This window comes from Methanoregula sp. (assembly GCF_002835825.1).
Classification (GTDB): Archaea; Halobacteriota; Methanomicrobia; order Methanomicrobiales; family Methanospirillaceae; genus Methanoregula.
In genome coordinates this window covers 1-4,545 of sequence record NZ_PIZH01000182.1, presented here as the reverse complement: position 1 = coordinate 4,545, position 4,545 = coordinate 1, and the positions used below count along the sequence as shown (strand labels likewise).

The window sequence follows — 4,545 nt, the reverse complement described above, 5'->3', positions numbered from 1 at the left end:
TGCGGTCTAGTGGTTCTCGTCTTTGTCCGCAGACATCTCTGTTGGGTCGCCAGGTTGTTCCATGCCGGACTGTGCCATACGTTTCCCCTGTATGGGGAGTTGTTTTTCGGATACATGAGTGTTTGGCTCCAGCTAAATCCCTATCTAAAAAGAAAAAATGTACACCGCCCGACCCCCCTTGCAGGATCCTGATGCCACGCCCCTTGCCAATGGTATCATCTTCGGTGGGGAAAGGTGGTTAAGACCCGCATTTTTCTGCCACAACACAGCGCCTTGTGTGGGGGGTCGGGCGGTGTACTAATTCCAAAATTCCGGTTGTGGTCCCTTTTTTGTATGAGCAAAAAAACGCGTGAACAATTTTTTTCCCGTCTGAACCTGATGTGCCTGGCAAGGGAAATGCTCAAGGCAGGTTCAGTTGCGCACTAGAAGAAGTACACCGTCCGACCCCCTGCCCCCCACCAATCCTGGTCATTCCGGTCCTGCAGAGCATGATCCAGATCCGGTTCATATTTCCAGCAGGACCCTGATCCGATACCCTGATATCGGATCATCCGAAATATCCGGGTAGTACCATGACCGATGAGTTCTCCGACATACCCCTTTTCATGGACCAGATGGCCGATTCGATCAAGAAGTCCGCAGCAATGATCAACAAGGAGGAGACATCGGCGTTCTTCAACCGTCTCCTTTCAACGCAACGGATTTACATTGCTGGTGCCGGGCGGTCCGGCATCATTGCCCGGGCCTTTGCCATGCGCCTGCTCCACCTGGGATTTGATGTTTATGTGGTAGGGGAGACCATCACTCCCGCCCTCCGTCCTGGCGACACCCTGGTCATGTTCTCCGGATCCGGGGAGACCCATACCATGGCAACGTTCTGCGAGACGGTCAGGGGACTTGGGGGCATTGTCTGCCTTGTCACCGCATCGCCCGATTCAACAATGAGCCGCATGGCCGATTGTGTCGTGAACCTCGGCGACCTCAACAATTATTACCATGGTGATACCGCGACATTCGAGGAACGGCAGGTGACCGGGCAGTACCGGTCGGTGGAAGCCTCCTTTGCCCCGCTTGGGACAATGTTCGAGACCCTTGCGCTGGTCTTCTCCGATGCTGTCATATCTGCGCTGATGGAGGCAAGAAAGGAAGGCGCAAAAGAGCTCAGGCGCCGGCTCTCCAATACCGAATGAAACGGGGAGTAATCCCCCTCCCAATGGTTAATCCGTCACTTCTCCCATGGTATGGTATCTATGCTCCTCACCGCTGACCTCCATATCCACTCCCCCTTCTCTATTGCAGTGTCCCGTTTCATGCAGCCGGAACAGCTTATCCGTGGCTGTGTGACGAAGGGAATACAGATCCTCGGCACAGGAGATGCACTCCAGCCGGACTGGCTGAAAGGCTGGGAGCCGTTCTACGAAAACGATGCCGGCATCGTGATTGTCCCGCAGGGAGAGATCGAGGACAGGAACCGCGTCCACCACGTGATCCTTGCCGCAGATCCGGGCCAGTTCGACCAGCTCCGCGACCTGCTTGCCGGTACCTGCAAGAGTTTTGTCACCGCGGGCAGGCCGCATATCTACCTCAGCGGCGAGGAGATCGCAGATGCAGCCCACGATGTCGGGGCGCTGGTGGGCCCGGCTCATGCCTTCACCCCGTGGACGGCGATGTACGCGTACTTCGACTCCGTCCCGGCCTGCTATGGCAATGCGAAGATAGACTTTCTCGAGCTCGGCCTCTCCGCAGACAGCTCCTATGGCGCCGCAATCCCGGACCTCTATGATGTGCCCTTCCTGACAAACTCCGATGCCCACAGCCCGTACCCGGACAAGCTCGGGAGGGAGTTCAACCGGATCTCGATCAACCGGCATGGGGCACAAGGAGTCCTTGATGCAATCCGCATGGGAGAAATCGAGATGAATGCCGGGTTCTTCCCCGAAGAGGGGAAGTACAACCGCACGGCCTGCACCCGCTGTTACACGCAGTATTCCCTTGAGGATGCGGTCCGGCACACATGGAAGTGTCCGGCCGATGGCGGGATCATCAAGAAGGGGGTATCAGACCGTGCAAAGGAACTATCCCGAGAGGGCGAAGCTCGTCCCCGTCCCCCGTATGTCCGTGTCATCCCGCTCGCCCAGATCATCCAGACCATGGAAGGGGCATCATCGCCGAACACGAAGAAATGCAAAGCCATCTATTCCCGGTTCATCGAGACCTTCGGCAACGAGATTGCTGTTCTCATCGATGTCCCCGTTCCCGAGATCCGCTCACTCTGCCCGAAAGTGGCAGATGCCGTGCAGGCATTGCGGGACGGCACGGTCACCCTGCACCCGGGCGGGGGCGGGAAGTACGGGACATTCTCGCTTGAGAAAAACAGCTAATCCCTCTTTTGCCCTCATCATTCTCACTCAAACGGATCCATGGTGACCTGCCACCGGGCACATCCTTTTTTTCCGATCCCTGCATCATTATTAACAGGAAGAGAGACCTGTGGAACTCGGACTGATAGCAAACATCCTGATCGTCTTTGCCGTAGCGCTCTTTGTCGGGATGGTCTTCAACCGGATCAAGGTACCCCCGCTCGTTGCCTTCATTCTTACCGGGGCGATCGTCGGCCCGTACGGTCTCTCGGTCATCAAGGGGCAGGACCAGGTTGCAAGTCTCGCAGAACTCGGTATCATCCTTCTGCTCTTCACTATCGGTCTTGAATTCTCGTTCAAGGACCTCTGGAAGATCCGTGCCATCGCCATTGTCGGGGGGATGCTCCAGGTCGTACTCTCGTTTGTCTTCTTCTTCGCATTAGCCTCTTTCATGGGCCTTGCCGCAAACCAGGCCATCCTGATGGGCTTTTTATTCTCCCTTTCAAGTACGGCCATCGTCCTCAAGATTCTCCACGAGCGGGGAGAGATGGACTCGCCCCATGGGAGCATCGCCCTTGGGATCCTCATCTTCCAGGACCTGGTGGCCATCCCGATGATCATGGCCATCCCGTTCCTTGCCAGTATCCCCCAGCAGGACACAACACCCCTTCTCTCCACGGACGCTCTCATCACTCTCGTCATTGAGGACCTTATCATTGTCCTCGTCCTCATCGTACTCGCAAAATGGGTCATCCCCCGCGTGATGCACGAGATTGCGCGGACCCGCAACCAGGAGCTCTTCCTCCTCGTGGTCATCCTGACCTGCTTTGGCGTTGCCTGGATGGTCTCGTTCACCGGCATGTCCCTTGCCATCGGGGCCCTGCTTGCTGGCCTGATCATCTCGGGATCGGAGTACAGCCACCAGGCAACGAGCATCGTCCTGCCCTTCCGGGACATCTTCACCAGCTTCTTCTTCATCTCGGTTGGCATGCTGGTCGATATCCGGTTTCTCATTGATAATATCTGGATTATCCTCTTCCTGATCGCGATTGCCCTCCTGGCAAAGGCGCTGCTTGCCACCGCCGCACCGCTCGCCCTCGGCTATCCTTTGCGAACCGCGGTGATGAGCGGCCTTGCCCTGGCGCAGGTCGGGGAGTTCTCTTTTATCATCGCCCTGAGCGGGTTTTCTGCCGGGATTATCCCCTCGGGAATTTACCAGATGTTCCTCATCGTTGCCCTGATGACGATGGCTGCCACACCGTTTGTCATGGGAATCGGCCAGCCGCTCACCGGATGGCTTTGCAGCAAACCGTCGCTGGCCCGGATTGCACGGGGCACGTGCGTTGTGGATGAGAACGGGAAAGGTCCGGAAAAGACCGATCACCTGGTCATCATCGGGTATGGCGTCACCGGCAGGAACCTTGCCCGCACGGCTTCCCGCTCGGGCGTTGTGTATACCATCGTTGAACTCAATCCTGACCTTGTCAAAGCCGCCCGGAACGAGGGCGAATCCGTTGTCTTTGGCGATGCAACGGCAGAGGGGGTCCTCTCGCACGCTGGTGTCCCGGCAGCCCGGATTGCTGTTGTTGCCATCAATGACCCGGTGGCCACCCGGAAGATTGTCGCGCTCTGCCATGGCCTCAACCCGGCGCTCACCATCATTGTCCGGACCCGGTATGTCAGCGAGGCAAAAGACCTCCACTCGCTCGGTGCCGATGAGGTCATCGCCGAGGAGTTCGAGACCTCTGTCGAGATCTTCACGGTGGTGCTGAACAAATACTTCGTGCCCCGTGACCAGATCGAGACCTTCATCCGCGATGTCCGGGCTGACGGGTACCAGATGCTCCGGAGCGGGAGTGCCGTGAATGGAACACTCAATGATCTTGTTCGCCATATCCCCCATATCTCCATCACCCCCCTCACCGTTGAGCCCGGTTCCGTGCTTGACGGTGTGACGCTGGGGGGGTTCAACCTGAGGAAACGGACGAACCTCCTGATCCTGGCAATCCGTCGTGGCGATGCAACCATCACCAGCCTTTCCGGCGAGACACAGCTTGTGGCCGGGGATAGCGCGATCATCTACGCAACCCCCGAGGACATCGCCCGTCATGCGCACCTGTTTACGCGCCCCCCGTGCTCCTGACCCCCCGTTTCCCCTGCATCCTTCGCCGGTTCACCCCTCCCG

At 57.8% G+C, this 4,545-nt stretch carries 3 protein-coding genes; all 3 read left to right on the top strand.

The window, feature by feature from the left end; translation table 11 throughout:
* Positions 1-572 precede the first annotated feature (572 nt).
* The 3 genes from hxlB (at position 573) to CW742_RS07650 (ending at position 4,503) form a co-directional block, all read left to right on the top strand.
* Positions 573-1,190, top strand: coding sequence for a 6-phospho-3-hexuloisomerase (hxlB, locus tag CW742_RS07660; protein WP_292418696.1), 618 nt, complete (start codon positions 573-575; stop codon positions 1,188-1,190).
* Positions 1,191-1,241: 51 nt separating this feature from the next.
* Entirely contained in the window at positions 1,242-2,381 is a 1,140-nt protein-coding gene (locus CW742_RS07655; RefSeq protein WP_394339464.1) for an endonuclease Q family protein, read from the top strand.
* A 109-nt stretch (positions 2,382-2,490) separates the two neighbouring features.
* Positions 2,491-4,503 carry a cation:proton antiporter gene (locus CW742_RS07650; protein WP_292418692.1) on the top strand — a complete coding sequence of 671 codons (2,013 nt, stop codon included), beginning with the start codon at positions 2,491-2,493 and terminating at the stop codon, positions 4,501-4,503.
* Positions 4,504-4,545: the final 42 nt, after the last annotated feature.

What these genes read in the sequence shown, in the direction of transcription:
- hxlB (WP_292418696.1), top strand. Translation starts at nt 573, where the DNA reads ATGACCGATGAGTTCTCCGACATACCCCTTTTCATGGACCAGATGGCC.
- CW742_RS07655 (WP_394339464.1), top strand. Translation starts at nt 1,242, where the DNA reads ATGGTATCTATGCTCCTCACCGCTGACCTCCATATCCACTCCCCCTTC.